23 protein-coding genes are annotated in these 23,313 nt (G+C 66.3%); 5 read left to right on the top strand and 18 right to left on the bottom strand.

Annotated features, from left to right (window positions below):
* Nucleotides 1-469: 469 nt before the first annotated feature.
* Together uraH and ACV22Z_RS09660 are read left to right on the top strand one after the other, a co-directional pair.
* A complete protein-coding gene (gene uraH / locus ACV22Z_RS09665; protein WP_047900958.1) occupies nucleotides 470-823 on the top strand; it encodes a hydroxyisourate hydrolase in 354 nt (117 codons plus the stop codon).
* 54 nt (nucleotides 824-877) lie between these two features.
* Nucleotides 878-2,071: a urate hydroxylase PuuD gene (locus ACV22Z_RS09660; RefSeq protein WP_448076078.1), complete on the top strand. Its 1,194-nt coding sequence runs from the start codon at nucleotides 878-880 to the stop codon at nucleotides 2,069-2,071.
* 275 nt (nucleotides 2,072-2,346) lie between these two features.
* On the opposite strand, the gene ACV22Z_RS09655 is transcribed toward ACV22Z_RS09660, so the two are convergent.
* The 12 genes from ACV22Z_RS09655 to ACV22Z_RS09600 all read right to left on the bottom strand — a co-directional run bounded on the left by ACV22Z_RS09655 (nucleotide 2,347) and on the right by ACV22Z_RS09600 (nucleotide 12,346).
* Nucleotides 2,347-2,757: an ACT domain-containing protein gene (locus ACV22Z_RS09655; RefSeq protein WP_448076077.1), complete on the bottom strand. Its 411-nt coding sequence runs from the start codon at nucleotides 2,755-2,757 to the stop codon at nucleotides 2,347-2,349.
* A gap of 257 nt (nucleotides 2,758-3,014) precedes the next feature.
* Nucleotides 3,015-3,527, bottom strand: coding sequence for an ureidoglycolate lyase (locus ACV22Z_RS09650; protein WP_448076076.1), 513 nt, complete (start codon nucleotides 3,525-3,527; stop codon nucleotides 3,015-3,017).
* Nucleotides 3,524-4,537, bottom strand: a complete 1,014-nt coding sequence (alc, locus tag ACV22Z_RS09645; RefSeq protein ID WP_448076075.1) for an allantoicase — start codon at nucleotides 4,535-4,537, stop codon at nucleotides 3,524-3,526. The genes ACV22Z_RS09650 and alc overlap by 4 nt, the downstream gene beginning before the upstream one ends.
* Nucleotides 4,538-4,597: 60 nt before the next feature.
* Entirely contained in the window at nucleotides 4,598-5,119 is a 522-nt protein-coding gene (gene uraD, locus ACV22Z_RS09640; protein ID WP_448076074.1) for a 2-oxo-4-hydroxy-4-carboxy-5-ureidoimidazoline decarboxylase, read from the bottom strand.
* On the bottom strand, nucleotides 5,116-6,069 hold the full coding sequence (puuE, locus tag ACV22Z_RS09635) for an allantoinase PuuE (protein WP_448076073.1): 954 nt from the start codon (nucleotides 6,067-6,069) through the stop codon (nucleotides 5,116-5,118). The genes uraD and puuE overlap by 4 nt, the downstream gene beginning before the upstream one ends.
* Before the next feature lie 218 nt (nucleotides 6,070-6,287).
* Complete coding sequence (locus tag ACV22Z_RS09630; protein WP_448076072.1) at nucleotides 6,288-7,142, bottom strand: aspartate/glutamate racemase family protein; 855 nt, start codon at nucleotides 7,140-7,142, stop codon at nucleotides 6,288-6,290.
* Nucleotides 7,143-7,152: 10 nt separating this feature from the next.
* The gene (locus ACV22Z_RS09625; RefSeq protein WP_448076071.1) at nucleotides 7,153-8,655 is read right to left on the bottom strand and encodes an NCS1 family nucleobase:cation symporter-1; all 1,503 of its coding nucleotides are present in this window, start codon (nucleotides 8,653-8,655) and stop codon (nucleotides 7,153-7,155) included.
* 150 nt (nucleotides 8,656-8,805) lie between these two features.
* On the bottom strand, nucleotides 8,806-9,513 hold the full coding sequence (locus ACV22Z_RS09620; protein ID WP_448076070.1) for a GntR family transcriptional regulator: 708 nt from the start codon (nucleotides 9,511-9,513) through the stop codon (nucleotides 8,806-8,808).
* A 310-nt stretch (nucleotides 9,514-9,823) separates the two neighbouring features.
* Complete coding sequence (gene ldcA, locus ACV22Z_RS09615) at nucleotides 9,824-10,762, bottom strand: muramoyltetrapeptide carboxypeptidase (RefSeq protein WP_448076069.1); 939 nt, start codon at nucleotides 10,760-10,762, stop codon at nucleotides 9,824-9,826.
* Nucleotides 10,763-10,838: 76 nt separating this feature from the next.
* A complete protein-coding gene (tadA, locus tag ACV22Z_RS09610; RefSeq protein ID WP_448076383.1) occupies nucleotides 10,839-11,402 on the bottom strand; it encodes a tRNA adenosine(34) deaminase TadA in 564 nt (187 codons plus the stop codon).
* Between the two features lie 8 nt (nucleotides 11,403-11,410).
* Nucleotides 11,411-11,812, bottom strand: a complete 402-nt coding sequence (locus tag ACV22Z_RS09605) for a DnaJ family domain-containing protein (protein ID WP_448076068.1) — start codon at nucleotides 11,810-11,812, stop codon at nucleotides 11,411-11,413.
* A gap of 261 nt (nucleotides 11,813-12,073) precedes the next feature.
* Complete coding sequence (locus ACV22Z_RS09600) at nucleotides 12,074-12,346, bottom strand: DUF4148 domain-containing protein (RefSeq protein WP_448076067.1); 273 nt, start codon at nucleotides 12,344-12,346, stop codon at nucleotides 12,074-12,076.
* Between the two features lie 570 nt (nucleotides 12,347-12,916).
* Between ACV22Z_RS09600 and ACV22Z_RS09595 the strand changes: the two genes are divergently transcribed.
* Nucleotides 12,917-13,999: a helix-turn-helix transcriptional regulator gene (locus tag ACV22Z_RS09595; protein WP_448076066.1), complete on the top strand. Its 1,083-nt coding sequence runs from the start codon at nucleotides 12,917-12,919 to the stop codon at nucleotides 13,997-13,999.
* Nucleotides 14,000-14,106: 107 nt separating this feature from the next.
* Entirely contained in the window at nucleotides 14,107-15,360 is a 1,254-nt protein-coding gene (locus tag ACV22Z_RS09590) for a lipoprotein-releasing ABC transporter permease subunit (protein ID WP_448076065.1), read from the top strand.
* A 114-nt stretch (nucleotides 15,361-15,474) separates the two neighbouring features.
* On the opposite strand, the gene ACV22Z_RS09585 is transcribed toward ACV22Z_RS09590, so the two are convergent.
* The 4 genes from ACV22Z_RS09585 to ACV22Z_RS09570 all read right to left on the bottom strand — a co-directional run bounded on the left by ACV22Z_RS09585 (nucleotide 15,475) and on the right by ACV22Z_RS09570 (nucleotide 19,583).
* Entirely contained in the window at nucleotides 15,475-16,977 is a 1,503-nt protein-coding gene (locus ACV22Z_RS09585) for an MFS transporter (protein WP_448076064.1), read from the bottom strand.
* A gap of 76 nt (nucleotides 16,978-17,053) precedes the next feature.
* Nucleotides 17,054-17,908 carry a pirin family protein gene (locus tag ACV22Z_RS09580; RefSeq protein WP_448076063.1) on the bottom strand — a complete coding sequence of 285 codons (855 nt, stop codon included), beginning with the start codon at nucleotides 17,906-17,908 and terminating at the stop codon, nucleotides 17,054-17,056.
* A 124-nt stretch (nucleotides 17,909-18,032) separates the two neighbouring features.
* Nucleotides 18,033-18,875 carry an NmrA/HSCARG family protein gene (locus tag ACV22Z_RS09575; protein ID WP_448076062.1) on the bottom strand — a complete coding sequence of 281 codons (843 nt, stop codon included), beginning with the start codon at nucleotides 18,873-18,875 and terminating at the stop codon, nucleotides 18,033-18,035.
* A 102-nt stretch (nucleotides 18,876-18,977) separates the two neighbouring features.
* Nucleotides 18,978-19,583, bottom strand: a complete 606-nt coding sequence (locus ACV22Z_RS09570; protein WP_448076061.1) for an FMN-dependent NADH-azoreductase — start codon at nucleotides 19,581-19,583, stop codon at nucleotides 18,978-18,980.
* A 111-nt stretch (nucleotides 19,584-19,694) separates the two neighbouring features.
* Here ACV22Z_RS09570 and ACV22Z_RS09565 point away from each other — a divergent pair, with 111 nt between their 5' ends.
* A complete protein-coding gene (locus ACV22Z_RS09565; protein WP_448076060.1) occupies nucleotides 19,695-20,618 on the top strand; it encodes a LysR family transcriptional regulator in 924 nt (307 codons plus the stop codon).
* Nucleotides 20,619-20,953: 335 nt separating this feature from the next.
* Here ACV22Z_RS09565 and guaA read toward each other — a convergent pair whose 3' ends face one another.
* Nucleotides 20,954-22,573, bottom strand: a complete 1,620-nt coding sequence (guaA, locus tag ACV22Z_RS09560; protein WP_448076059.1) for a glutamine-hydrolyzing GMP synthase — start codon at nucleotides 22,571-22,573, stop codon at nucleotides 20,954-20,956.
* Nucleotides 22,574-22,693: 120 nt separating this feature from the next.
* Nucleotides 22,694-23,311: a hypothetical protein gene (locus ACV22Z_RS09555; RefSeq protein ID WP_448076058.1), complete on the bottom strand. Its 618-nt coding sequence runs from the start codon at nucleotides 23,309-23,311 to the stop codon at nucleotides 22,694-22,696.
* Nucleotides 23,312-23,313: the final 2 nt, after the last annotated feature.

Here is a 23,313-nt window from a genome sequence, read left to right as displayed (position 1 = left end):
CACAAAGCCGTTCGAACGCTGATTCGCGGCACGCCCGGTGCCTGCGTCCGTTCGAACGCCATGGCCCGGTTACCCGGCGTGCTCGCCGTCTTCGGGGTACGCGCCGGCCGGAGCCGACGCGCACGGCCGGAGGATCGCGCAAGCGCGTGCAGCACACAATGCGCGATCCCGAATACTCAAGGTCACGGTTCCGATATGGTACGCGCGCAGCTGGTGCGCAGAGGCGTCCGGCCGCGGGCGAAACGGCGCTGAAACGGCGTATTTCGCGCCGTCGACAGCGGCTCATGCGCGGCGCATTATCTTTGCTATCGCGCGCGTATTTGCAAAAGGAACCTTCTTACAATGCCTGCACGGCGCTCGCTTCAACTCGCCGACGGGTATGTAGCCACGTGACGTGGAGCCTCGATCCGCCGCACAGTCCATGGATCGAGCCGCCGCCGAACCTCGCATTCACACAAGGACACAGCGAATGGGAAAGCTCACTACCCACGTACTCGATACGGCGCACGGCCGTCCCGGCGCCGCACTCAAGGTGGACCTCTACGCGCTGGACGGCGAATCGCGCCGCGCGATCAAGACCGTGCTGACCAATAGCGACGGCCGCTGCGACGAACCCCTGCTCGAAGGCGCCGCGCTTGCTGCCGGCGAATACGAACTCGTGTTCCACGCCGGCGACTACTTCGCATCGCTCGGCGTGAAGGTACCCGAACCCCGTTTCGTCGACCGCGTCGTGCTGCGCTTCGGCATCGCCGACACCGGCTCGCACTACCACGTGCCGCTGCTCGTGTCGCCGTGGTCGTACAGCACCTATCGCGGCAGCTGACATACGCATCAGCGCCTGCATCAAAGACAAACGATCTGAGTCTGGAGGAGTTTCATGGAAGGCTTCATCACCGACTGGCTGAACCTCGCGCTGCGATGGCTGCACGTCATCGTCGCCATTGCGTGGATCGGCGAGTCGTTCTATTTCGTCGCGCTCGACAACAGCCTGAAACCGCCGACCGACCCGAACCAGCGCAAGCGCGGTGTGTTCGGCGAACTGTGGCACGTCCACGGCGGCGGTTTCTACAACATGCAGAAGTACACGGTCGCTCCGCCGGAAATGCCGGATGACCTGCACTGGTCGAAGTGGCCGTCGTACACGACCTGGCTGTCGGGCTTCTCGCTGTTCTTCGTGCTGTACCTGCTCGCGCCGAACACGTACCTGATCGACAAGAGCGTGCTCGACATGGGCCCGGTGGTCGCCGTGGCATCCGCACTCGGCTTCCTGATGGCCGGCTGGATCGTCTACGACTCGCTGTGCCGCATCCTCGGCACCAACGACCGCGTGCTCGGCATTTGCGTCGGCCTCTACGTCGTCGTCGCAGCGTACCTCGCTTGCCACATCTTCTCGGGCCGTGCGGCATACCTGATCGTCGGTGCGATGCTCGCGACGATCATGTCGGCGAACGTGTTCTTCGTGATCATCCCCGGCCAGCGCAAGATGGTCGACAAGATGCTCAAGGGCGAAGAGCCGAACCCGATCTACGGCAAGCGCGGCAAGCAGCGCTCCGTGCACAACACGTATTTCACGCTGCCCGTCGTGTTCGCGATGCTGTCGAACCACTATGCGATGACGTACACGAACAAGTTCAACTGGGTCGTGCTCGTGCTGATCATGCTGGCCGGTGCGCTGATCCGTCAGTTCTTCGTGATGCGTCACCGCGGCAAGCAGCTGTGGTACCTGCCGATCGGCGGCGTCGCGCTGCTGTCGGGCGCGCTGGTATGGACGATGCCGAAGCCGGTCGCACCGGAGGCGCAGGCCGCGAACGCGCCGAAGATCGTCATCAACGACATCATGCCGATCCTGCAGCAGCGTTGCGTCGAATGCCACTCGTCGAAGCCGACGCTGATGGGCAGCGCGCCCGCCGGCGTGATGTTCGATACGCCGGATGAAGTGTCGAAGAACGCGCAGCGCATCTACGAACAGGCCGTGCGCCTGAAGGCGATGCCGATCGGCAACGTCACGCACATGACCGACGACGAGCGCACGAAGCTCGCCGCGTGGTTCGAGGCTGGCGCGGCGAAGTAAGCCGGCCTGCAGCGCCCGCCCTCGGGGTCCCGGCGCAAGTCCTCTCCGTTCGCGGGCCCGGTGACGGGCCCGTTTTTTTGCTTCGCGGATTCGCCGGGGGATGAAGCGCTGGCCGACCCGGAGCCGCCCCTCGCCCCCCGGAAGCGGACGCGGCAGTCAAGGTGCTGGAAGGCAAGCAGGTTCCGGCGTGCAGAGGGCTCGCCTGGCTAGACCTGGGCCTCGACGAGGCCAGTCGCGGCATTGCAAGTCATCCTCTCGATATGTGTTCGGCGTCGCTAACCGCGCTGCGCATCCCGCTGAAGCGCGGTCAGCGCATCGAGCGCTCGCGCGCCGTCGTCGAACGGGACGAAGATGTGGTCGTGGTACGCGGCCGCCATCACGTTGCAACTGATGCCGGCTGCACCGAGCGCCTGCGCGAACGCGGCCGTCAACCCGACGGCCTGCAGGTCGGAATGCACGGTCAGCGTGATCCACGCGGCGCGGAACAGCACGGGCCAGCCGTGGCGGGTGGCCGTTTCCTCGCGGACGACGACGGTCAGCCCCTCTTCTTCGCGAAAAGTCGCGATCGTTTCAGACAGTGGCACGTCGGCATCGTGCGCAAGCGTCGCGAACACGCAAGCGCCGGGATGCAACTCGGGTTGCATCGTGCGCAGCAGGATTGCGAGGTCGGATTCGGGCTGGCTCATCGGAGGGAATGCGTCCAGAGCGGATGGTGTGATGAAGGCGATGCGGGCACGATAGCACGTGCGACGCCAACTGCTTCGGCGATGTCGGGGTCGGGGCGCGCGCCGCCGCATCGACTGTCCGGTGACGCGCGCCGCCGCTTGCATGGATGCAACACGCCGCGCGACGCACAAAAGAAAAACCCGCGACAAGTCGCGGGTCCGTTCGGCACATCACCGGACATTCGAACCGTCCGGCCTCGCGCAATAGACGCGAACGCTCAGGCCGTCAGCGCCAGCAACGCCTCCTCGGTCAGCCACAGCGATTCCGCCAGATCCTGCTCGTTGAGGTTCAGCCCTTCCCCCCCGCGATCGACGACGATGAAGTCGCTGACGCCGCCGAGCGCGATCAGCGGGTGATGCCACACGCCCTTCGCATAGTTGACGCCTTGCCACCCGCTCGTCACGAACGCGCGGATCTTCGCGGGGTCGAGATCGCCCGCAGGCGCGACGACGACGAGATACGGCCGGTCGTTCAGCGGCACGAACGCCTGGCTGCCGAGCGGATGCCGCTCGAGCATCTTCACCTCGAACGGCAGCGTGCGCGGCTGGCCGCGAAACAGGTTGACGAGCGTACGGCCGCCTTCGTCGTCGACGTCGACCTTCGCGAGATCGTGAAAGCGGATCGTCGTGCCGAGATTGATCGGGATCTGCTTCGCCCCTTCCGTTTCGATCACGTCGCCGAACGGCGCGAACGCTTCCTTGGTCAGCGGTTCGATAGCGAGCGTCTTCATTTGTCGAGCGTCCCCCACAGGCGCAGGCGCGACACGCCGCCGTCCGGAATGATATTCAGGCGCACGTGCGTGACGGGGCCGAGCGACTCGAGCTCGTGCTCGAAGAAATGCTGCTTGTCCATCTGCAGCTTCTGCTCGCCGAGCAGCGCCGGCCAGAACATCGACTGCGTGATCAGCGAGCTGTCGGTGCCGCCCGTCACGTACGCGGCCTGGATCGAGCAGCGGTCCGGATAATTGCCCTTGAAGAACGCGGTGTCGACTTCGATCTTGCGGATCACGCCCGGCTGCGCGAGCGCGATGATCGCCCAGTCGTTGCCCGGCTCGCGGCGGCGGCGGGTTTCCCAGCCGTCGCCCATGTTCACGCCGCGGCCCGGCAGCAGCAGGTTCGACGCGACGCCGAAGTGCTGGTTGTTCGCAGCGACCACGTAGCCGCCGTTCTCCATCGCCGCGAGATCGAACTGCTCGGTCGCGCTCGCGCCGGCCCAGTCGAGCTGCGGCTGGCCATATACGCGCAGCCGTGCAATGCCGCCGTCCGGATAGATGTTCACGCGCAGGTGCGTGAACGCGCGCGCGTCGCTCGCGTCGACGTAGTGGTGGCTGTTGCCCTGCAGCGTCGTCGACGGCACGATCTCGACCCACTCGGTCGCATGCGTCGGCGCGCCGTCGGCCACGTACGCGCCCTCGATCGACGCGGCCGGCGGGAAGTTGCCGGTGAAGTGGCTCGTATCGATGTCGAAACCCTTGATCACGCCCGGACGCCCGAGCTTGACGATGCACCAGTCATAGCCCGTCGTGCGCTTGCGACGCGTTTCCCAGCCGTCCATCCACTTGCCGTGATCGTCGTACTTGCCGGGGATGAACACCGCCGGCTCGGGATTCAGCATGCGCTCCTTCGGCGCGAAGAAATCGTCGCTCGCCTCGAGCGCCTGCGCACCGAGACGCGGGTCCGCGAGGTTCACGTAGCGCCGCGTGAATTCAGGTGCGTCGGGATCGAGAAGCAGGATTGCCATGATGTATCCTTGTCAGTATTGCGAAGTTGCCGCTGCCACGCAGCAGGCTGTATTACGGTGTCATGCGTCGATCAGGTCGTCGAGCCGGAAACGCGCGATCCGGTAGATCTGGTCGAGGCTCGTGCGCAGTTCTTCGGTGCGCGAATGGTTCACGCGCGACTCGAAGTTCGCGATGATGCCGTGGCGATCGTAGCCACGCACCGCGAGGATGAACGGGAATCCGAACTTCTCGCGATAGGTACGGTTCAGCGTCTGCAGCTTGTCGAACTCGTCCTGCGTGCACTGGTCGAGCCCCGCGCCGCTCTGCTCGCGCGTCGATTCGGCGGTCAGCTCGCCGCGCACGGCAGCCTTGCCCGCCAGCTCCGGGTGAGCGTTGATCAGCGCGAGCTGGCGTGCTTCACCCGCCGCCTCCACCGCCCCCGACATCGTCTCGTGCAGCGCGTCGATGCTCGCGAACGGCCGCACGCCCGCGGCCGCCTCGGCGACCCACGGCGAATGTTCGAAGATCCCCGCCAGCGCCGCGACGAATGCGCCCTGGGCCATCGTGTTCAGTTGCTCCAACGTGTAACGCATCGCCTTCATGCTTTCCCTTCGTTTCGATGATTGGGCTGATACGGATGATGTTCACGCCAGTGACGCGCGATATCGACACGCCGCGTCACCCATACGCGATCGTGCTTCTCGATGTGATCGAGGAAACGCTGCAGCGCGCGCATGCGTCCCGGACGGCCGAGCAGGCGGCAGTGCATGCCGATCGACAGCATCTTCGGCGCCTCGTCGCCCTCTTCGTACAGCACGTCGAATGCATCGCGCAGGTAGTGGAAGAAATGATCCGCGGTGTTGAAGCCCTGCGGCGTCGCGAAGCGCATGTCGTTGGTGTCGAGCGTGTACGGCACGATCAGCTGCGGCGTCGTGCCGCCGCCCGACACTTCGACATCCATCCAGAACGGCAGGTCGTCGCCGTAGTAGTCCGAGTCGTACAGGAAGCCGCCGTATTCGGCGACGAGCCGGTGCGTGTTCGGGCTGTCGCGGCCCGTATACCAGCCGAGTGGCCGCTCGCCCGTGACGCGCTCGATCGCCTCCATCCCCAGGCGCATGTGCTCGGCCTCGAGTTCGGGCGTCGCGCTCTGGTAGTGAATCCAGCGCCAGCCGTGGCACGCGATTTCATGGCCCAGTTCGACGAACGCGCGCGCGAGCTCCGGGTGGCGTTCGATCGCCATGCCGACGCCGAACACCGTCAGCGGCAGGCCGCGCTTTTCGAACTCGCGCAGGATGCGCCAGACGCCGGCCCGCGACCCGTATTCGTAGATCGACTCCATGCTCATGTGGCGGTCCGGATACGCGGCCGCGCCGACGATTTCCGACAGGAACTGCTCGGAGCCCGGATCGCCGTGCAGCACGCAGTTCTCGCCGCCCTCCTCGTAGTTCAGCACGAACTGCACGGCGACCCGCGCCCGTCCGGGCCAGTTCGCCTGCACCGGATGGCGGCCGTAGCCGATCAGATCGCGTGGGTAGTTGGAATCGAGTGACATGGTTCGATGTGCGACGAAAGCTTGCTGAAATAATGGGTTCGCATCGGCTGCGCGGCGCCTGGGCCTGGCGCGCCTCACCGGCCGCACCTGGCCGGTCGCACCTGGCCGGCCGCACCTGGCCGGCCGCACCGGAAGCCGTCCGCGCAGACCGATGCGATGACGGCCCAGTGTAGCGAAAACGCCCATATGCGCCCATACAGCGGCGCAGATAGTGCGTGTCAGACGGTGTGTATGTGCGGATGCGGCAAAGTTGGGGCCGGTTCCGGCGCGACGGCCCCGGGTGCGGTGCCCCCGGCTGCAACGGCCACAGTTGACGCCGGGATCGCGGCCGACGCGTGCGCGGACGGGCTAAAGCGCGCGAATTCGCCGTCGTAGCGCTTCGCCAGCGGGCGCGCGTAGTCGCCGCGTTTCGCGGTCGCGAGCCGCAGTGCGACGAGCGCCTCGGCCCATTTCACCGCCGCGGTCACGCCTTCGACCACCGGCGCGCCGATCTGCTGTTCGATCTCGTGCGCGAATTCGGCCATGCCCGCGCAGCCCAGCACGATCGCGTCGGCGCCGTCCTCGTCGAGCGCGCGCCGGCACTCGTCGACAATGATCCGGCGTGCGGCCGAGCCCGGCCGGTCGAGCTCGAGCACCGCGACGTCGGTCGCGCGCACGTTGCGGCAGAACCGCTTCATCCCGTAGCGCTCGGCGAGATGCCACGCCATCCCGCAGGTACGCGCGAGCGTCGTGACGACCGAGAAGCCGGGCGCGAGCACGCTCGCCGCATGCATCGCCGCTTCCGCAATGCCGATCACGGGCCCGCGCGCGAGTTCGCGCGCCGCATACAGCCCGGGATCGCCGAAACAGGCGATCACGTACGCGTCGAAGCCGTCGCGCTCGCCTTGCGCAATTTCGGCGAGCAGCCCGGGCGTCGCAAGCGCCTCGTCGTAATACCCTTCGATCGACGGCGGGCCCATCGGCGGGCTGACCGCGACCACCGCGGTACCGGCGCCCGCGACCTCGCGTGCGCAGCGGCCCATCGCGTCGGTCATCCGCTGCGTCGTGTTCGGATTGATCAGCTTGATTTTCATCGCACGCTCCTCAGGCCTTGGCGCTGGTATTGACCGTGGTGCCGACGAGCACCCGGTAGAACACGAACCCGAGCGCCGCGCCGATGAACCACGAGAAGTTCGCGACGCCCTGCCAGCCCGGCATCATCACGCACACGATCGCGATCAGCGCGGCCGGCAGCAGCGCGCCGAGCGCGCGACGGTTCACGCCGCCGGTGTACCAGTACGTGCCGTGTTCCGACATCGTGTACAGGTCGTCGCGCACGAGCCTGCCGCGCTTGACGAGGTAGAAGTCGGCGATCAGCACGCCGTACAGCGGGCCGATGAACGCGCCGAGCACGTCGAGCGTGTAGTGGATCACGGCCGGGTTGTTGAACAGGTTCCACGGCGTGATGAAGATCGACGCGACGGCTGCGAGCATCCCGCCCGCGCGCCAGCTGATGAGGCGCGGCGCGACGTTCGAGAAGTCGAATGCCGGCGACACGAAGTTCGCGACGATGTTGATGCCGATCGTCGCGATCGTGAACGTCAGCGCGCCGAGAATCACCGCGGTCGGATGATCGATGCGCCCGACCGTCTCGACCGGGTCGGTGATCAGTTCGCCGAACACCGGCAGCGTCGCGGCGGTCGTGATCACCGTGACGAGCGAAAACGCGAGGAAGTTGACCGGCAGCCCCCAGAAGTTGCCGCGCTTCACGTCGCCGAAGGTCCGGCAGTAGCGGGAGAAATCGCCGAAATTCAGCATCGGGCCGGAGAAGTACGACACGACGAGCGAGATCGCCGTGATCATCACCGGAATCACTTCGGCGCCGTGATACCTGACGCCGCCGAGGTTGATCCCGATGTTGCGCCAGCCCGCACGCCACACCATGTAGCCCGCAAGGATGAACATCACGACGTAGACGGCCGGGCCGGCGAAGTCGATGAACTTCTTGATCGTCTCCATCCCGTTCCAGAACACGAATGCCTGCAGCACCCACAGCAGCATGAACCCGGTCCAGCCAACGGCCGACAGCCCGAGAAAGCCGTAGCGGTGCACGTCCGCATACGGCAGCCATTGCGGAAAGAATTTCAGCACGACGATCACGAGCGCGCTCGACGCGAGATAAGTCTGGATCCCGTACCACGCGATCGCGATCAGGCCGCGGATCACGGCCGGCACGTTCGCGCCGAGCACGCCGAACGTCGCGCGGCACGCGACCGGATACGGCACGCCGATCTGCTGGCTCGGCCGCGCGATCAGGTTGCACAGCACGTTCACGAGGCCGATGCCGACGATCAGCGCGATCAGCACCTGCCAGCTCGTCAATCCGAGCGCGAACAGGCTGCCCGCGAACACGTAGCCGCCGACGCTGTGCACGTCCGACATCCAGAACGCGAAGATGTTGTATGACCCCCACGCCTGATTCTTCAGGGGTGCCAAATCTTCGTTATACAGACGTTCGCTGAAACCATTTGGCATGTGTGCAGCACGCTCTTCCTCGCCGCCTTCCGCCGGATACGCACTGTCGTGCGCCACACTGAACTGAGCCATGACCTCTCCTTGACCGCGGCCGGACGGCCGCTTCAACGTCATCGAAATCGCCCCGGATCGTCGGCCGGAGTCGGACTTGCGGTCCGCGGCCCGCGCCGCGGATCGGCATGCTTCGGTTCTTGTGGCGCGTGGTCGGGTTCGGGTCGCAGCTTACGCGGCGCCGCCGAACACTTCGCGCAGGTCGACCGCCCCTTGCGCGGGACGGTCCAGCATTTTCAGTTCGACGTGCTGCAGGTGATGCGCCATCAGCTCCGCCGCCTGCTTTGCGTCCCCCGCCTCCAGCGCGGCGAGAATCTCGCCGTGATCGTCGAACGAGCACGGGCTGCGTCCGTGCGATTCATACAGTGCCGACATCAGCGTCGAGCGGGCGACGAGCCCGTCGAGGCACGCGCTGAGCGTCTCGTTGCCCATCAGCGCCGCGAGCGCCGTGTGGAACTCGCCCGACAGGCGGATCCACGCGGGGAAATCGCGCCGCTCGAACGCCTTGCGTTCCTTGTCGATCAGTGCCGCGACGCCTTTCAGGCGCTTCGCGCCCGGCCCCGTCGCGAGCCGCTCGACGACGGCCAGCTCGATGATCCGGCGCATCTCGAACACCTCGTGCACGTCCTGCAGCGTCGGGCTCGCGACGAACGCGCCGCGATTCGGCTCCAGGTCGACGAGCCGGTCGGTCGCGAGCAGCGCGAGCGCCTGCCGGATCGTCCCCCGCTTCACGCCGAACACGTCGCAGAGTTGCGCCTCGGTCAGCTTCGCGCCGGGCGCGAGCCGATGCTCGAGGATCGCGGTGCGGATGCGTTCGGCGATCGCTTCAGGACCGGGCGTGCCGGACAGGACGGATTCGGGTTCGTTCATGATCTGCATCGGTTGATGATCCATATCGTAGAACGGACATAAAGATTGTCAACAATTCATTTCGCCAATTTTGCACAATCGCCGGGCTTCGCGATGTCACAGCACGGTGCATTTCGCATCGAATCCGCGCACGACGAGCCTCTGTCACCTCCCGAGGCAGATCTGACGTGCCTGATGGCCAGACATTTTGTTGACAAAACTGGTGCAACGCGCGAGCGCCCTGCTGTCGAAGCGGGCAAAGATCATTTTCCGTTAGTTGCGTAGTTGCTTAAAGAAAAAGGCGGAAGACCCGCCTGTTTCATTCGCCCGCGGCCGGCCGTCAGCCGAGATGCGGATAGTCCGACAGCGTAAGCCGGAAGCCGTGCGCATTCGCGACGAGCTGCGCCTGAGCGCCGAACGGCAGCGTCACCAGGTCGGGGACGTGACCGAACTGCAGCCCCGTCACGACCGGAATGCCGATCACCGCGCGTACCTGCTCGAGCATCGCCTGCATGTCGTAGCCGTTGTCGTATTCGAACGGCTTCGCGCCGGTGAACTGGCCGATCACGAGCGCCTGCTGGCGCGCGAGCAGCCCCGACAGATGAAGCTGGTAGATCATCCGCTCGATCCGGAACGGCTGTTCGTTGACGTCCTCGACGAACAGGACGCCGCCGTCGATGTCGGGCATGTACGGCGTACCGACGAGCGACGTGAGGATCGCGAGATTGCCGCCCCACAGCGTGCCGGACACATTGACGCTCTGCACTTGCGGCGCCTCCGCGACGATCGTCGTGGTTGGCTGCGTAATCGTCTGCCAGAAATGCCGCATCGTGAATTCGCTCGGCGTTTCCGCGCCGAAATCGGCGGACAGCATCGGGCCGCCGAACGTCTTGATGCGCGCCTTCGCGTACAGCGCCAGCTGGACCGCCGTGAAATCGCTGTGGCCGACGAGCGCGATCGGCTGGTCGCGCAGCCGGCGTTCGAGGCCGCGGTAGTCGAGCCCGTGCAGGATGCGCGCCGCGCCATAGCCGCCGCGCACGGCGAGCCCGATGTCGGGCAACGGCCGCGCGGGATCGGCGAGCCGGTTCAGGTCCCCCGCCCGCTCGCCGTCGGTGCCGCCGAAGCGCTGGTAGCGGCGCTGCGTCGCCTCGAGGTTGTCGACGCGGTGCTGTGCGTTGCTCAGGCGTTCGAGCGCGCGATTGATCGCGTCGGGATCGTGCGGATAGCCGGACGGTGCCAGCAGGCGAATGGAATAGGTGGCGGCGGACGGGACGGTCATGAGCGGGGCGTGTCGGTGGTCAAAGCAGCTTAGAGGGCCGGAACTGCGTCGGGTTCACGGTAGCGCCGCACCGGCGTTACGACGCGCCGGACGCCTGCTCGCGCGCGAGCCGCGCCTCGCGCAATGCGCGGCGACGCTCGGCGAAAAACGACTTCAGCGCAGCGCCGCACTCGTCGGCCAGCACGCCGCCGACGACTTCGGTATGGTGATTGAGCTGCGGATTCGCGAACGCGTCGATCACGCTGCCGCAAGCACCCGTCTTCGGGTCGGCCGCGCCGTACACGACGCGCGCGATCCGCGCATGCATGATCGCGCCTGCGCACATCAGGCACGGTTCGAGCGTCACGTACAGCTCGCAGCCGGGCATCCGGTAATTCTGCAGGTGCTGGGCGGCCATGCGCAGCGCGGCCATTTCGGCATGGGCGGACGGGTCGTGCCCGCCGATCGGATGATTGAAGCCGCGTGCGATCACCTCGTCGCCGCGCACCAGCACGGCGCCGACCGGTACTTCGCCGGCGGCACGCGCTTCGTCGGCGGCGGCCTGCGCGAGACGCATGAAATGCGCGTCGCGCGCCGATACCGGTGCGTCAACGGGTGCAGGAATGTCGGTCGTGGGTTCGGCAGGCTCGCCCGGCAGCACGTCGGACGTCACATCGGCCCCGCTTCAGCGGCCGCGTAGTCGAGCCCGCGCTCGCACAGGCGTGCCGCGATGCGGCGGCAGTATTCGCGCGGCACCGTCATCGGGCCACCGCGCAGCGACTCGAGCGCCATGTCGAGCGCCAGCATCTTCGCCTGCAGCCGGCAGCGCGTCGTGCGGTCGCTGACCGCGCGCAGTTCGTCATGCAGATTGCGCAGCGCGCGCAGTTGTTCGACGGCCGGCGGCACGAAACCCGCATTCTTCAGAATACGGTTGGCCACCCGCACCTCCTCGGGCACGAGCAGGTCGTCGTCCAGCGCCAGCGGCGCGCCGGTACCCGGCAAATCGTCGAACGCGCCCCGCGCGGCGGCGGCGGCAATACGCTGTTCGACCAGCGCGTCAAGCAATCTCATCGGTCAATCGAAACAATGCGGCAGCCGAATTCTAGCAGGGTGACGCGCGTGTGACAGGCCCTTCGAACGAATGCTCGACATCGCATTGACGGCACGCTCGCGGCGTGCTTGTACGACCGGTGCTCCTCCCCTTTTTACGCCGGAATCTGCCCGCCGGCGATGCGTGATCGCACCCCATCACGCTACGCCGCTTGCTGCGCGGTGCCGACTGGCGACGCGGCCGAGCGATGCGGCGGCCGCGCCGTATCGTCGCGTCGGCCGCTACTGGCCGCCGCCGTAGAGCTGGTTGAGGCGATCGAGCTCGCCCGACTGCCTCGCGCGCAGATATTCCTGCTTGACCTGCGCACGCGTGAGTCCGGCCGGGCTACCCGCCTGCGAACCGGCACTGGGCATGCCGCCCACCGCCGTTGCACTGATCGCGGAGTCGGAAGGCGTCATGGACGACGCCGGAGCGCTCCCCTCCTGCGCCCGGGCGAGCCCCACCGCGCCCAGCACGCAAACGGCGGCCAGCGCCGCCTTGTACACAGTCTTCATCGTGGCACCTCACATGAAGCCGCCAAGCGACACATACGATGCGAGCGGCGCCGATGCTCCACCGTCCGCACATTTCGACGCTCCGCTTTCGTGCCGCTGCATCACGCAGTCACCTGCATCGTGACGTGCGCCGCGTCGGCACGCGAGATCGACAGGGCTGCACCAGCCGGCTCGCACGCGCGGTATCGTCGTTCATCCGTGACGTTCCCCCTACGTTTCCCCCGGGCCAGCGCATCGGGATGCGCACAGTCGCGGTGCAGTCGTGTCGCGCGTGTCGAGTCGTCGTGTTGCTGGCGCGTGTCGCCGCATCGCGGATCGGATACTCCGGTTGCCATCGCACGCATCGGACGGATCCCGCGCGCCGGACGCGATGAGGTCCGCACAACGTGAATGCAGCCGGAATGGGGCAATCATAGGAACCGCTTGCCGGTTTGACGCCCCCTTGAAAGGGGGCAATTGCCGCAGTTGTCATGTTGGGCGTCTAAGCTGGACACACGTTGCAGAACGCGCGAACGGCCGCCTCGCTGCATTCCTGCGAGCGCGTTGGCCGCGCGCTCGGGGAGCACCTTCATGTCTGACAAGCACGTCGCGCTTGCGAGTCACATTCGACGGCTCTGTTCGCTCGGCGTCGAGCCGCGCCTCGTCATTCCTCATGTGATAGAAGCTGCGCGGCACATCGTCGGCGCCGACTGGGGCATGTTCTTCTACGCCGACGAGCACTATGCGCTGTCCGACGTGTACAGCGAGAACGACTCGGTCTACTCGATGCTGCCCGCGTATTTCGCGAACGTCCACAACACCGTGCGGCAGGAAGTGCTCGGCGTCACGTTCTCCGACGCGATGCGCCGCGGACGCGGCTTCGACAACAGCGTCCGCTACGACGACGCGCTGCTGTCGAGCGCCATGTATGCGGACCTGTGGCAGCCGGTCTCGATGCGGCACTGCCTCGAACTGACCGCGACGGACGGCACGCGCGGCTGGGGCAGTCTGCAGCTTTCACGCGCGCCGGGCAGTCCTCCGTTCTCCGAAAAGAATCATCGCGATCTCGAGCCCATTGCGCGGCATCTCGCGCATGCGCTGTCGCGGCCGGTGCAAGCGCCGCTTCATGAAGCGGAAGGTTGCCTGTCCGCGATCGTGGTCGTCGACGACACAGGCCGGCTGCTGCTGCACAACGCGGACAGCATCCGGATGCTGTCGCTCGCGACCGGCGAGCCGCTCGCGTTCTATCGTCACGACCGCTTGCCGGACTGGCTCTTGCCGCTGCTGTCGAACGTGAACCGGATCTGGCGCGGCCACCCCGCGCCGCCCGCGACGCTCGAACGCCGCAATACGGCCGGCCGGTTCCGCTTCAAGGCCTACCGCTTCGCCGACGCGGGCGCATTGCGGCGCGACTTCGCGATCGTCATCTACATCGAGCACTTTCCGCCGCTCGAGCTGGAAATCGAACGGCTCGGCTTCCAGTTCGGCCTGACCGAGCGCCAGCGCCAGCTCTGCACGCAGCTCGTGCTCGGCCGCTCGCACAGCGAGATTGCCCGCGGCTTCGCGCTGCGCGACAGCACCGTCGTCGATCACGTGCGGAAGATCTATCGCAGGCTCAACGTGCACAATCACGACGAGCTGCGCAGCGTGTTTCGGCTCGGCTCGCACGGGTAGCGCGGCGAGCGGCTCGCGCCGGCGCCACAAATCCCGACAAGTCGCGCATACGATATTCGCTAGAATGCTCCGCTTCAGGGCATGGCGCGCACGCAGAGGAAATCCGGTTGAAACTCCCGTACGAATGGCAAATCGGATGGCGCTATACGCGCGCCGGCAAGCGCACGACCGGCAATGGCTTCATTTCGTTCATCGCCGCCGTGTCGATGGCGGGCATCGCGCTCGGCGTGGCGGCGCTGATCATCGTGCTGTCGGTGATGAACGGGTTCAGGAGCGAAGTGCGCGACCGCATGCTGTCGGTGCTCGCGCACGTCGAGATCTTCTCGCCGACCGGAACCATGCCGAACTGGATGAGGACCGCCGGCGAATCGCTCGACAACCCGTCGGTCAAGGCTGCGGCACCGTACGTCGAGGCCCAGGCGCTGCTCACGCACGGCGGCAAGGTGACGGGCGTCGCATTGCGCGGCATCGATCCGCGGCTCGAGCCCCGGGTGTCCGACATCGCGAAAGACATGAAGAGCGGCCGCCTCGACGCGCTCGTTCCGGGCGAGCTCGGCGTCGTGCTCGGGTCCGCGCTCGCCGCCAACCTGCAGGTGCAGGTCGGCGACCGGCTGACGTTCTTCGCGCCCGGCGGCTCGACACCGATGCACGACCTGCTGCCGCAGTTCCGGCAATTCAAGGTGGTCGGCACGTTCGAATCGGGACACTACCAGTACGACAGCGCGCTCGCGTTCATCCACATCAGCGACGCGCAAACGCTGTTCCATCTCGCCGCGCCGACGGGCGTGCGGTTGCGCGTCGACGACATGGAGCGCGCGCCGGAGATCGCGCTGCAGTTGTCGCGGTCGCTGTCCGGCGATCTCTACATCCGCGACTGGACCCAGCAGAACAAGACCTGGTTCGTCGCCGAGCAGCTCCAGAAACGCATGCTGTTCGTGATCCTGCTGCTGATCATCGCCGTCGCGGCGTTCAATCTCGTTTCTTCGCTGGTGATGACGGTCACGCAAAAGCAGGCCGATATCGCGATCCTGCGCACGCTCGGCGCCCAACCGGGCTCGATCACGAAGATCTTCATGATCCAGGGCATGACGATCGGCTTCGTCGGGACGATGGCCGGAGTGGCACTCGGCTGTGCGATCTCGGCGAGCATCCCGTGGCTGCTGCCCGCGATCGAGCACGCGCTCGGCATCCAGTTCCTGACGCCTTCCGTATATTTCCTCAGCGAGCTTCCATCGAAGCTCGTCGCGGCCGACGTCGTCGAAGTCGGCGTGGTCGCATTCCTGATGTCGTCGCTCGCGACGCTCTATCCGAGCTGGCGCAGCGCACGGGTCCGCCCTGCCGAGGCGCTGCGGTACGAGTGAGTGCCGAGTCGGTGCTGTGCGGGCCGTCGCGCGCGCGTAGCGAACCGGTACATCCGATCGCGCTCGCGGTTTTGCTGTCGGGCATGACTGACCGCCGAAACGGCTGATGACACGTCATCCGTGCTCTGTCGCTGCCGCGTTGCCGGTGGTCGGTGCGGAGCGCACTGTCGCCACGCCTTCACTGTCAGCGGCCGGTCGCGCGCCGGCGCCGCCCGGCTGCCCGCGCCGCAGCAACACGCCGCCCAGCACACCCGCCGCCGCCGCGAGAATCGCACCGAACAGAAACGCCACGTGATAACCGCTGTTGAGCGCTGCCGCGGCACTTGCGGATGCCCGCATCGCGTCGCTGCGCGCGGCGGCGAGACTTGCGAGCAGCGCGAGACCGAGCGCGCCACCCATCATGAACGACGTATTGACGATGCCGGACGCGAGGCCCGCATCGCTCGGATCGACGTCGCTCATCGCAGCCAGCAGCACGGGATTGAATACGATACCCGCGCCGACACCGAACAGGATCATGCCGGGCAGCACGTCGAATACGAAGTTGCCGTTCACCGGGGCCCGCGCGAACAGCGCGAGGCCGCACGCCGCGACGAGCAGCCCGACGGCAAGCGGAAGACGCAGACCGAAGCGCATGACCACGCGCGCCGACACGCTGAGCGAACAGAACGCCATGATCAGGCTGGCCGGCAAAAACGCGAGGCCGACCTGCAACGGCCGATAGCCGAGCACGCGCTGCAGATACAACGCGGACATGAAGAACCACGCGAACATCGCCGCCGCCCAAAGTACGCCGACCACATTGGCAATCGCGACATTGCGCATGCGGAACAGGCCGAGCGGCATCAACGAATGCTGCGCGCGCGCTTCGATCGCCAGAAACGCGGCCAGCAGCGCCAGCGCGGCGAACAGCAAACCCAGCGTCTGCGCCGAGGTCCAGCCCGCTTCATTGCCGTTCACGACTGCGTACACGGCGAGCATCAGCGAAGCCGTCACCGTCACCGCGCCGGCCACGTCGAGCCGTTCGCCATGGGCCTGGCCGCGTGCCGACGGCAGCAGCGCGACGCACAGCGCATAGACGGCGATACCGATGGGCAAGTTGACGAGAAAGATCCAGTGCCAGCTCAGCAGGTTGGTCAGCAGGCCGCCAAGCAATACGCCGATGCTGCCGCCCCCCGCGCAGACAAAGCCGTACACGCCCATCGCCTTGGCCCGTTCGCCGGTCTCGGTGAACAGGGTCATGATCAGCGACAGCGAAACGGCATTGACGACCGCGCCGCCCAAACCCTGCACGGCGCGCGCGCCTACCAGCACGATTGGCGAATTCGCCGTGCCGCATGCGAGCGACGCCAGCGTGAACAGCGCAATGCCGCCGAGGAACAGCTTGCGGTGGCCATAAAGATCGCCCAGCCGCCCGCCAAGCAGCAGGCAGCCGCCGAAGGTGAGCATGTAGGCGTTGACCACCCACACGAGCGAAGTCTCGGTAAAGCCCAGGTCTGCCCGGATGGATGGCAGTGCGACGTTCACGATGGTCGTGTCCAGTACGATCATCAGCATGCCCAGGCAGAGCACGATCAGGGCAAGCCAGCGTTTGCGCTCGTCGATGCCATGCGTCATGGAAAGCTCCTGTCGGATGCCGGCAGTTCAGAACTGCACAGCGGATATCGGGGGGATGGGCAAGTCGATCATCGACTCAACGCAACACGCCCTTGGTGCGCAGCTCGTGACCGATGCGCGCGATTTCGCGCTCGCCCTCGACCAGCGCCGCGGGGCTGGTGTGCACCGAGTAGTAGCCAAGGTGGAGATCGTGCGGATGCGGGATCGCCGTACCGAGCACGAAGCGCACATCGGACACGGCTTCGAATTCGATCGCCGCGTCGGATTGGTCGAATACGGCCAGCTCACCTTTGTCGACCGGCTCGGGCGTGCGCAGGCTACCGTCCATTACTGCGACCCAGCCGACCCGGTAGCCCTGCGGCGGCTGGTAGCGCCAGCGCTGGCCGCGTGTGAGCTCCACAACGAAATAGTTGACGCCCGGCGGCGCATCAATCGGGCTGACCGCCTCGCCGCTACGGCCGAGCAGCACGCGCGCCGGGCCGTCCGACGGGATGTCGTGGACCGAAAGATGCTGGCTGAACGCGGGAGCCAGCTCGCGTTCCTGTGGCAACGCGACCCACAACTGGAAGGCCTTCATCGGCGGCTCGGCGACGCCGGAATGCCAGACGCCACGACCGGCGCTCATCCATTCGATATCGCCCGCCGCCATCGTTCCCTCGTGGCCGAGGGATTCGACATAGCGAGCCTGCCCTTCCATCGCCAGGGTCAACGTGGCGATGCCCGAATGCGGATGCCAGCCAAAACTCTGTGGGCCAGCCGCCTGTTGCGTATCGACGAGGTCGAGAAATACGAACGGCTTGATCATCTCGCCGACGTCTGAGGGGCTGGCCATGCGGACGACCGGCCCGTGCGCGTGGCCGCGCGTGCGGAAGATGACGTTACGGCCGACCCCGACGACGGGGCTGGGCTGAGTCTGGATGACGGCGTTCATGGGGTTGGTTCCAGGTATTTGACCTGACACAGATGAGGTGTCTGGTCAGATGTCTGTATCGGTTTCCGCGCAATTGACGTCTTCGTGCGCTTCAAGGATTCCTCTCGTTTGGAGAGATGTGATTTCAGGCGGCAGCCGGGATCACAAAGTTCGCTTTGGACCACGCAGCAAAATTCGTCGGCTGCTGGCCGGCGACCTTGTTGGCCAGCGCGATCGCGTCGCGCGAGTCCGAGCCGAGATACGTGTGCGCTTCGAAGTAGGCGAGCATCGCCGCGATGCCCTCGGCGCCCGGGAACCAGCCAGCAAAAACCTCGCGCGGGACGCGCTTGAACGAGAGCGTGTTTCCTTGACGATTCAGGGTGGCGATGATCTCGTTGAAGCTCAGGAAATCGCCGACCAGCGGCAGGTGCTCACCGTGCCCCGCGAGTTCCGGCTGCGCGAACGCACCCGCCACGATACGGCCGAGCTCCGTGATGTCGCCCATGTGGATGACCCGCTGCTCGGGATCAAGCGGCAGCACCCAACCTGCGGTGCCATCCGCTTGTTTCTGAGGCGCCATCACGCCGATCAGGTTCTGGTAGTAGAACGGCGCGATCACGAACGTGTGCCAAGCGAAGCCGGCTTCCCGCACGATGCGCTCGACCTTCGCCTTCGCGGTGAAATGCGGAACATCGATCGTGCCGCCGCTGATCGCCTCCACGTCCGGAAGCGTCGACCAGATGAGGTGCTGCACGCCGGCCTCTTTCGCCGCGTTGACGGCGGCGTGTGCCTGCTCCGGTTCATCCGCACCGGCTTCCCACGAATTGGTCACCAGGAAAACGCCGTGTGCGCCGGCAAACGCGGCTTTCAGCGTTTCCGGACGATTGAAATCCGCCAGAACGACTTCGTCGCCCAGCTTCGGACGCTTGTCCGGATTGCGCGTCAACGCGCGCACTTTGAATCGACCGCTCGCCTGCAGTGCCCGCACGACGGCACCGCCTTGCTGACCGGTTGCGCCGACGACGGCAATGAGCTTCCGGGTGTTCGACATGATCGCTCTCCAGTGGGATTTCGTTTGGGCCGCGCCAGCTCACGCAGCGAGCGCGGCAGTCTCTTTCTTCGCCGATGCGATGGCCCCACTGCGCGCCTCCGGCCCCATCGCCACACCTTCCGCGCGTATGAACGTGATATCCGTGATGCCCAGGAAGCCGAACGCCGCCTTCAGATAGGTTTCCTGATGATCGAAGATGGCAGCAGGCGTGCCTTCGCTGTAAACACCGCCACGCGACGACGCGATGACCAGCTTCTTGCCGCCGCACAGTCCGACCGGGCCGTGGTCCCCATAGCGGAACGTCTTCCCGGCGACGGAGATGCGGTCGATCCAGGCCTTCAGTTGAGACGGCACGCCAAGGTTGTACATCGGCGCGCCGATGACCACGATGTCGGCTGCCAGGAATGCGTCGAGCGCGGCCTGGCCCATCGCAACGTCGGACTTCAATGCATCGTCGACCGGCGCGCCCTGCGCGGCCGCGAGGTGCGCTGCCGTCAGATGGCCGATCGGTGTGGCGGCAAGGTCGAGACGTGCGACCACAAGGTCGGGATGGCTGCCCCGGAAGGTCGCGACTGCCTCCGCGGACAGATCACGGCTGACGGATCCTTGCCCGAGGATGCTGGAATCGATGTGTAGCAGTTTCATGAGATATCTCTCCGAACGGGATTGCTGTTGACGGCTCCAGTATGGAGATCGGGAGCGCCTCACACTAGACGGTAAAATAGGATTTGATTCATCCATTTTTGGAGAAATATCATGCTCGACCTGAATGATCTGGCGATGTTCGTCCAGGTAGTCCGCGCCGGCAGCTTCTCCGAGGCGGCACGGCGTCTGCGCATGCCGGCCAATACGCTGAGCCGGCGCATCGATCAACTCGAAGGGCAACTCGGCACACGCCTGCTGCATCGCTCGACGCGTAAGCTCGCGCCGAGCGCGGAGGGTCAGGTGCTGTTCGAGCGTTATGCGCCGGCACTTGACCAGATCTTCGAGATCCAGCAGCGCCACGCCGATGCGCAGGCACCGTCGGGCACGGTTCGCGTCACCGCGATCGCAGGCCTGTTCGAAGTCTTCCGCATGGAATGGCTGGTCGAGTTCTACGCGCGCTATCCGCATATCAGCGTCGATTTCCTGCTCGACGACACGCCGACCGACCTGATCACCGAGCGCATCGATCTGGCCTTGCGGATGGGCATCGAGACCGGTAGCGGCTTCCGGGTACGCCGGCTGGCGCCGAATACGACGATCCTCGCGGCGAGCCCGGCCTACCTCGAACGGCGCCCTGCACCACGCACGCTGCGCGAACTGGCCGAACACGACTGTCTGACGATTTCCAGTCGCCAGGGTCGCAACACGTGGCGTCTGCAGGGTCCGCGCGGCAGTCAGGAGGTGTCGATCAACAGCCGGTTCGCGGTGAACGACATGCGCGTGCTGGTGCAGGCTTGCATCGCCGGGCTGGGAATTGCGCTACTGCCGCAGTTGATGGTCGAGCCCATCATCGCGCAGGGGAAACTGGTACGCGTGCTGCCAACCTATCGGCGCGCAAGCACCGAGCTCGGCTTGCAGCTCGTGTACACGAGCCGTCCACCGGTGCCGCCCGCAGTAGCGGTCTTTGCGGAATTTCTGCTGGAGAAACTGGGCGACGGATTGACCAGCCCTTCGCAGAGCCATGTCAGCCCGTAACGGATTGAATCCTTCACGTTGCCGTGGACGGAGCAAGGGGAAACGAAGATCGGGGCCGACCCGCGGAGGGATCCCTTCGACGCGTGCGCAGAAACTCGACGCAGCCGGCGAGGAAGCGCGCGCCGAACGCTGGGGATGGATAGAAGCGTCAGGACGACTTGGTGGTGTCGGATGAGGCCGTCCGACGAGGAAATGTCGGTCCTGTGAGCGACCCCGACATTTCCTCCTGGCATGACCCGGATCACAGTGGATCACACCGGGCAACAACCGCCTGTTTGTTTAAAGGAAAAACAGGCAAAACCAACGCTCCCGGAGCCACTTGGGAGCCGTTCAGGTCACTCCCACTCGATCGTCGCCGGCGGCTTCCCGGAGATGTCGTACACGACCCGGTTGATCCCGCGCACCTCGTTGATGATCCGGTTCGACGCGCGGCCGAGCAGCGCGTACGGCAGATGCGCCCAGTGTGCGGTCATGAAATCGGTCGTCTGCACCGCGCGCAGCGACGTCACGTAGTCGTACGTGCGGCCATCGCCCATCACGCCGACCGACTTCACCGGCAGGAACACCGCGAACGCCTGGCTCGTGAGGTCGTACCAGCTCTTGCCGACGTCGGCTTCGCCGCACAGGCCGGCTGCCGCATCCTGCGCGGTCGCGGTCGTGTTGCGCAGCTCCTCGATGAAGATCGCGTCCGCGCGGCGCAGCAGGTCTGCGTATTCGCGCTTCACTTCGCCGAGGATCCGCACGCCGAGGCCCGGGCCCGGGAACGGATGGCGGTACACCATCTCCGGCGGCAGGCCGAGCGCGACGCCCAGCTCGCGCACTTCGTCCTTGAACAGGTCGCGCAGCGGCTCGAGCAGCTTCAGGCCGAGCGTTTCCGGCAGGCCGCCGACGTTGTGGTGGCTCTTGATCGTCGTCGCCTTCTTCGTCTTCGTGCCGCCCGATTCGACCACGTCCGGATAGATCGTGCCCTGCGCGAGCCACTTCGCCTTCGACAGCTTCTTCGCCTCGGCCTGGAACACCTCGACGAACTCGCGGCCGATGATCTTGCGCTTCGCTTCCGGATCGGTCACGCCGGCCAGGTGGCCGAGGAACTGGTCGGACGCGTCGACGTGCACGACCTTCGCGTGCAGGCGGCCCTCGAACATGTCGAGCACCATCTTGCCTTCGTTCAGGCGCAGCAGGCCGTGGTCGACGAACACGCAGGTGAGCTGATCGCCGATCGCGCGATGGATCAGCGCGGCCGCGACGCTCGAATCGACGCCACCCGACAGGCCGAGAATCACTTCCTCGTCACCGACCTGCTCGCGGATCTTCGCGACGGCTTCCTCGATGTGGTTGCGCATGATCCAGTCCGGCTTCGCACCGGCGATGTCGAGCACGAAGCGCTCGATGATCTGGCGGCCCTTCACCGTGTGCGTGACTTCCGGGTGGAACTGCACCGCGTAGTAGCCGCGCGCCTCGTCGGCCATGCCGGCGATCGGGCAGCTCGGCGTCGACGCCATCAGCGCGAAGCCCGGCGGCAGCTCGGCGACCTTGTCGCCGTGGCTCATCCAGACCTTCAGCATCCCGTGGCCTTCCGCCGTCGTGAAATCCTCGATGCCGTTCAGGAGGCGCGTATGGCCGTGCGCACGCATTTCCGCGTAGCCGAATTCGCGATGGTCGCTCCACTCGACCTTGCCGCCGAGCTGCACGGCCATCGTCTGCATGCCGTAGCAGATGCCGAGCACCGGCACGCCGAGATCCCACACGGCCTGCGGCGCGCGCAGCTGGTGGTCTTCGTACGTGCTCGCGTGGCTGCCCGACAGGATCACCGCCTTCGGCGCGAACTCGCGGACGAATTCGTCGGACACGTCGTTCGGGTGGATTTCGCAGTAGACGTGCGCTTCGCGGACGCGCCGCGCGATCAATTGGGTGACTTGCGAACCGAAGTCGAGAATCAGGATTTTGTCGTGCATGGCTGCGGACGGGATGAAGAACAAACGAATAAGAAAAGCAGCGCATCATCGTGCATCATGCGCTGCGTCAATAGCATGGACGGCGGCGTCGGGCGGCGATCGCACGCGACGCACGGCCGGTCAATCCTGCATCGGCGGACGCTCGTCGAGCGCGACGGCGTCCGATGCCGAGCCGGCTGCGGCGGATGCGCGCGCCGGTGCGGACGGCGCCGCGCCGGGGGCGGCCGAGGACGCGGCACGCGCCACGGTGCCGCCGACGACCGGCTCGACCCGCCGCGACGGACCCGCCGCCGGCTCGGCCGGCCGCTTCGCCGCCTGCGCGTCGAGCGCCTGCGCCTTCTCGCGCCGCCGCACGGCAGCAGCAACGCGCACGCCGCCGACGCCGAGCACGACCAGCACCGCGCCCACCGCTGCCGACAGCGCCTGGCCGGCCGCTGCGAGCGCCGGGCCGTGCGAGCCGATCGCCCACATGATCGTCAGCACGCCGGTCAGCCAGTTCACGTGGCCGACGACGCGTGCGATCGGTGCCGTCAGGTCGCCGTTGACCGCTGCGTGCAGCGCGAGCCAGCCGAGGCCGAGCAGCGCGATGCCGAACGCCTGGCCGAGCATCGCAGGCTCGACGTTCGCAAGCTGCAGCGCGTCGAACAGCGCACGCCACGGCGTCAGCACGAACAGCACGCCGAACGCCAGCAGCAGCACGGCGTCGACGACCAGCACGGCTCGCAGCAGCGGTTTCATCG

Source organism: Burkholderia sp. PU8-34 (assembly GCF_053427725.1).
Note: the sequence above shows the minus strand (reverse complement) of the source record. Positions and strands in the feature narration are given on the sequence as shown.

What these genes read in the sequence shown, in the direction of transcription:
- ACV22Z_RS09605 (WP_448076068.1), bottom strand. Translation starts at nt 11,812, where the DNA reads ATGAGATTGCTTGACGCGCTGGTCGAACAGCGTATTGCCGCCGCCGCC.
- uraD (WP_448076074.1), bottom strand. Translation starts at nt 5,119, where the DNA reads ATGAAGGCGATGCGTTACACGTTGGAGCAACTGAACACGATGGCCCAG.
- ACV22Z_RS09595 (WP_448076066.1), top strand. Translation starts at nt 12,917, where the DNA reads ATGTCTGACAAGCACGTCGCGCTTGCGAGTCACATTCGACGGCTCTGT.
- alc (WP_448076075.1), bottom strand. Translation starts at nt 4,537, where the DNA reads ATGGCAATCCTGCTTCTCGATCCCGACGCACCTGAATTCACGCGGCGC.
- ACV22Z_RS09580 (WP_448076063.1), bottom strand. Translation starts at nt 17,908, where the DNA reads ATGAACGCCGTCATCCAGACTCAGCCCAGCCCCGTCGTCGGGGTCGGC.
- uraH (WP_047900958.1), top strand. Translation starts at nt 470, where the DNA reads ATGGGAAAGCTCACTACCCACGTACTCGATACGGCGCACGGCCGTCCC.
- ACV22Z_RS09600 (WP_448076067.1), bottom strand. Translation starts at nt 12,346, where the DNA reads ATGAAGACTGTGTACAAGGCGGCGCTGGCCGCCGTTTGCGTGCTGGGC.
- ACV22Z_RS09555 (WP_448076058.1), bottom strand. Translation starts at nt 23,311, where the DNA reads ATGAAACCGCTGCTGCGAGCCGTGCTGGTCGTCGACGCCGTGCTGCTG.
- ACV22Z_RS09625 (WP_448076071.1), bottom strand. Translation starts at nt 8,655, where the DNA reads ATGGCTCAGTTCAGTGTGGCGCACGACAGTGCGTATCCGGCGGAAGGC.
- ACV22Z_RS09655 (WP_448076077.1), bottom strand. Translation starts at nt 2,757, where the DNA reads ATGAGCCAGCCCGAATCCGACCTCGCAATCCTGCTGCGCACGATGCAA.
- ACV22Z_RS09620 (WP_448076070.1), bottom strand. Translation starts at nt 9,513, where the DNA reads ATGCAGATCATGAACGAACCCGAATCCGTCCTGTCCGGCACGCCCGGT.
- ACV22Z_RS09630 (WP_448076072.1), bottom strand. Translation starts at nt 7,142, where the DNA reads ATGAAAATCAAGCTGATCAATCCGAACACGACGCAGCGGATGACCGAC.
- ldcA (WP_448076069.1), bottom strand. Translation starts at nt 10,762, where the DNA reads ATGACCGTCCCGTCCGCCGCCACCTATTCCATTCGCCTGCTGGCACCG.
- ACV22Z_RS09585 (WP_448076064.1), bottom strand. Translation starts at nt 16,977, where the DNA reads ATGACGCATGGCATCGACGAGCGCAAACGCTGGCTTGCCCTGATCGTG.
- ACV22Z_RS09660 (WP_448076078.1), top strand. Translation starts at nt 878, where the DNA reads ATGGAAGGCTTCATCACCGACTGGCTGAACCTCGCGCTGCGATGGCTG.
- guaA (WP_448076059.1), bottom strand. Translation starts at nt 22,573, where the DNA reads ATGCACGACAAAATCCTGATTCTCGACTTCGGTTCGCAAGTCACCCAA.
- puuE (WP_448076073.1), bottom strand. Translation starts at nt 6,069, where the DNA reads ATGTCACTCGATTCCAACTACCCACGCGATCTGATCGGCTACGGCCGC.
- ACV22Z_RS09565 (WP_448076060.1), top strand. Translation starts at nt 19,695, where the DNA reads ATGCTCGACCTGAATGATCTGGCGATGTTCGTCCAGGTAGTCCGCGCC.
- ACV22Z_RS09650 (WP_448076076.1), bottom strand. Translation starts at nt 3,527, where the DNA reads ATGAAGACGCTCGCTATCGAACCGCTGACCAAGGAAGCGTTCGCGCCG.
- ACV22Z_RS09570 (WP_448076061.1), bottom strand. Translation starts at nt 19,583, where the DNA reads ATGAAACTGCTACACATCGATTCCAGCATCCTCGGGCAAGGATCCGTC.